We start from the raw sequence: 4,327 nt of genomic DNA, 5'->3' as shown, positions 1-4,327 counted from the left end.
CCGCAGCCGGACATCCCATGGCTCTACGCCGGGCCGGAGCGGGAAGTCCCGGACAAGAAGTTCCGCCAAACCATGCAGCGAAGCCCGATCCGTCTCCGACAACTCCGGCCTGTCGGACATGGACGGACTCGCGGACCAACGCGCCTCCGCCGTGGTGGCCGGCACAGTGCTGTTCTTGCCCGGCGCCACCCGTGATTCGGCTCGTGCTTCCGGAAGCGGGAAGGGGCCTTCGAGGGCATGGCTCGGCCCAGCCGCTGTTTCCTGTCGGGGCAGCTCCGGCGAGGCGAGATCCACATATCGCGCGCCCTCGCTGCCATCCCTGGAAGTGTCGCTGTCCAAATTCTCGACCCGGCCGTCGTCCCATACCCGAACCCGGCCCGTCGGACCCGAAACACCGCCCTCGTACCCCTCCCGCCGCGCCAATTCCCGCACCCTGCCGAGCAACCCACCCGCCACCGGATCATCCACCCGGCAACTCAGCACCACCAACTCCGGCACAACCCGCCACCCACCACCACCCGGCAACACCCGACTACTCAACAACCGATAAACCCCAGCCCCATCCAACTTCACCACCACACCATCCGACCTACGCCGAACCGAAAAACCACCATCCCCACCATGACCCACCACCGAATACACACCCACCCCACCAGCACCCGCCACAAACGCCGACCGCACCACCTCAACCTCACCCACAACCAACGGAAAAAACACCCCCACCTCACGCCCCCCACCATCCCTCAACGCAACAAACTCCACCTCCTCCAACCCAACCCCCACCACATCCGACAACAACACCGGATCACCCACCGACCCCACACCCGGCACCACCGTCGCCGCCGAGCCGGTCGAGCGCTCGGGAATCCGCGGCGATGTCGTGCTCTCGGCCGAGGAACGCGCGGATTCCTTCGGGGTGAACGATTCGGCGGCGCCCGATCGAGGCCCGGCCGTCGTCCGAGGCGTGGCCCTTTCCGGCGCGGGCCCCGAGCCCACGCCTTCCCGCGACGACAAGGGCGCCTCGGGTTTCACGACACCCGGCCGGCGGCGGGACGCTCCGTCTTCGCCGGCACGAGACTGCGTCTGCGCGGCCGGGGACTTCGACGTGTCCGGCCGTTGCGGGGCAGAGTCGTCGCCGCTCGCACGAGTCCGGTTCCCTGAAGGGCTCGCCTCCGCCGTTTCCAGCCGAGCTGCGGGCTTTCCCCGGTCCCCGGTTCCCGCTGGGGACGCCGCCTGCGACGACTCGCCGGCCGGTCGCGACGGCAGGGTGGCGTCCGGAGCACCTGCCGTCGTCACCGGACGGCCCGACGGCGCCGAGGTTCCGGATGCGGTCACCGAAGCACGATCCGGTGCCGCGGCCGGGGACGACGGCGCGCTCTGCCGATCCGAGACACGCGCGGCGGACGACGACTCGCCGGCCGGTCGCGACGGCACGGTGACGTCCGGAGCACCTGCCGTCGTCACCGGACGGCCCGGCTGCGCCGAGGTTCCGGATGCGGTCGCCGGAACGCGATCCGGTGCCAGGGACGACGCCGCGCTCTGCCGATCCGAGGCACGCGCGGCAGACGACGGCTCGCCGCCCGCCTGGGACTGGGTCTGCGGCCGGCTCTCCACCGCGACGTCCGGACGAGCCGCCCGGCTGTTCGCCGGATTCTGATCCTGGGGCTGACCGGCAGCGGCCGACTCCGCGCGTGGCTGGCTATGACTCTGGCCCGAAGGAGGTGTGTTGGCTGTTCCGGCAGGCTGGCCGCCCGACACCACCGCCGGCTGTGAAGAGCCGGCCGCCCGCTCCTGGGTGGACGGCGTTCCACCGGTCACGCCACGGGAATCATCACCGGTTTGCCGGTTCGCCGGCGCTGCGGACGAACGCGTGTCCCCGCTGGCCTGTTGACCCACCGGCGCGGCCTCGGCGTTCCCGGGAGACCCAGTGCCCGCATCCGGCTGGCCGGTCACGTTCGAGGGCAGCGTCGACGGCTGGGCCGAACCGGCCGTCTGCCCGTGACGACCATCCTGCGGGACACTGTCCCCGCGCGCCCCCGTGGCGGCACCCTCGGTTACCCCAGGACTCGACGTGTCACCAGTGCGCCCACCGACCGTGGGCTCCGGGCCCGTTGCCGGAACCTGCGGCACGGCGGGAACATGCGCTGCCGCCTCTCCCTGCGCAGGCGCCGCCTCCCCGCCTCCGAGAAACTCCCGCAAGTCCGGCTGACCGGCACTCTCGGTCGGAACAGCCTGCTGTACAGCAGGTTCGGAACCGAACACCGTCCCCAATGGAGTCCGGGCAGGAGACGTGATCTCACGCGCGCCATCCGCGACACCATCGGTCGCTTGCGCGGCCGGGGCAGCACCGGGTTCGGGAATGACCAGCGGTCGCTTCTGCGATTCCCCGACGACCTGAGGCGCCTCATCCGCCGACTCGGTATAGGGCGGCAACTGCTCCGAGCCCCGCCTGCTCTCGGGATCCGGCTCCTCTTCCGCCGCGACAGCGGCCTTATCCTCGCCCTCGGCGGTGGTTTCACCATTACCGGGCAACGACGCCGCGGCAGGCTTGAGCCACCCGAGTCCCAGCTGATCCAGCTTGTCCAAGAACGACTGCCCCATCACCGCGGCGCCCTGGCCGGTGACACCCCCGCCCTTCCCCCCATCCCCGGGACCGGACAGCGCGCCCAGAATGCCTTCCCACATCACCCCCTCTTCGTCCTTGAGCGCGAGGAACACCAAGGGATTGCTGAAGGCCACCATGGCCACCTGGCCCAGCGCGTAAGCCGACGGGCCCGCGATATCGAACGTCTTCTGCCATCCTCGCGGCAGCTGATGCCGGATCTCCTTCGAGAAGAAGCTCCCCACTCCCCTGGCCGCACCGTGGAACACACCACCCGCCACACCGCCGATCGCGCCACCGATCGCCGACCCCTTCAGCGACTCGGTATCCCACCCGTCCCGGCCATCCGTCGCGATCTGAACACCCTGGATACCGCCGTCCACGGCGACCATGAGCCCCGCACCGCCCGCCGCCCACTTCGCCGCCGTCGAGCTCAGCTTCCACAACTGACTACCCACCTGTTGCACGGTGAGCTGACTCAACTTCGCCTTCAACAGCTGGAGGATCCCCTGAATGGTGAGACGAGCAGCCACCTGCACCACGGGAACGAAGATCGCGCCGAACAACGTCGACAACAGTTGAATGATCGCCGCGAGCGTCAACGCCGCGAACGTGATCAACATGATCTTGCTTTTCTGAATGTCGGCCGCGGCGTTTTTCGCCTGCTTCTCGAACCCCGCCGCCTGGACCTTCAACTGCTCGAGACCCGCCGTCAGATCACCCTGGATGAAACCCAGGATCTTCGACGCCGTCTCGCCGTCGAACGACCGATCCAGCCGGCCTGCCACCGAGGGGAGCTCATCGACGACTCTGTCGAGATCCGCATGGAACACCGACCAGGCGTGACCGATGGCTTTCAGCCCGCCCTCGCTGCCTTCCGGCCACTCCATACCCAGGACGACCTTGAAGAAGTGCTGGAGACTCGGCGGCAGCTGGGTGGTCTCGTCAGTGCCGTGCATCGGCCGCTGATCACCACCGCCTGCGCCTGAGCTCTCCTTCACCTCATCTCCCCTGGTTTTCCCTCAAACAGCCGAGTCATGCCTCCGCGAACTGGAGACCCACCGGTGGCTACCCTGCCGGGATCAACTGCCCTGTCCGGTCGACGCGTCGATCCGCGCGGCACTCGCCTGATCCAGATCCTTCAAAACCTCGACGCTCTTCTTGATACCGTCTTCGAGCTGGACAGTGCCTTCGGCCGCCGCGCGCGCCCCCTGCCGGGCCTCGTCCGAAGGCCCCACGTAATTGTTGGCGAACGCCTTACCGATGTCGTCTTTACCCCAGCACCCGTGGTGATCATCGAGCGTGCCTTCGAGAACGCGCAGCGAGTCCTGCAGCATCTCCCCGAGAGCACCCAGTCGCGCGGCGGCGGCGGACGCTCCCTCCGGGTCCAGCCGGAATGTCTCGGCCATCCTTCCTCCGCTCCTCGATCGTTCTGTCCTTTGTGTCCGGTCGCCCACCGTGGAATCCGCCGGCTCTGATTCCTCGGGACGGACGATGGTCGACGATCCACGGTTACACACGTTCGGCCCAGTACCAATGTGAAGAGCGTCCCGAGGCCCTTTTCTCGCGCTTGTTGCCCTTACCTCCCTCGAAGACCTCCTCGACTTGGCCGCAAGCACCCAATTCGTCACTCAAGGTGAGTAGCACGCGAGGATTCCGCGGGTTTCGGCGACGTTCGGTCACCGCTCATGGTCGGGCGGAACGTGCCGAAGGCCACCTTCTGGG

The 4,327-nt window shown here is 68.2% G+C and carries 3 protein-coding genes; 2 read left to right on the top strand and 1 reads right to left on the bottom strand.

The window, feature by feature from the left end:
* Positions 1 to 1,267 precede the first annotated feature (1,267 nt).
* Together LCL61_RS18390 and LCL61_RS18385 are read left to right on the top strand one after the other, a co-directional pair.
* Positions 1,268 to 1,657: a hypothetical protein gene (locus tag LCL61_RS18390; protein ID WP_340687959.1), complete on the top strand. Its 390-nt coding sequence runs from the start codon at positions 1,268 to 1,270 to the stop codon at positions 1,655 to 1,657.
* 1,205 nt (positions 1,658 to 2,862) lie between these two features.
* Positions 2,863 to 3,591 carry a hypothetical protein gene (locus LCL61_RS18385; protein WP_340687958.1) on the top strand — a complete coding sequence of 243 codons (729 nt, stop codon included), beginning with the start codon at positions 2,863 to 2,865 and terminating at the stop codon, positions 3,589 to 3,591.
* Between the two features lie 93 nt (positions 3,592 to 3,684).
* Here LCL61_RS18385 and LCL61_RS18380 read toward each other — a convergent pair whose 3' ends face one another.
* Positions 3,685 to 4,011: a hypothetical protein gene (locus LCL61_RS18380; protein WP_340687957.1), complete on the bottom strand. Its 327-nt coding sequence runs from the start codon at positions 4,009 to 4,011 to the stop codon at positions 3,685 to 3,687.
* Positions 4,012 to 4,327: the final 316 nt, after the last annotated feature.

Source organism: Amycolatopsis coloradensis, assembly GCF_037997115.1.
GTDB lineage: Bacteria > Actinomycetota > Actinomycetes > Mycobacteriales > Pseudonocardiaceae > Amycolatopsis > Amycolatopsis coloradensis_A.
This window is presented reverse-complemented; position numbering and strand designations above follow the sequence as displayed.

What these genes read in the sequence shown, in the direction of transcription:
- LCL61_RS18380 (WP_340687957.1), bottom strand. Translation starts at nt 4,011, where the DNA reads ATGGCCGAGACATTCCGGCTGGACCCGGAGGGAGCGTCCGCCGCCGCC.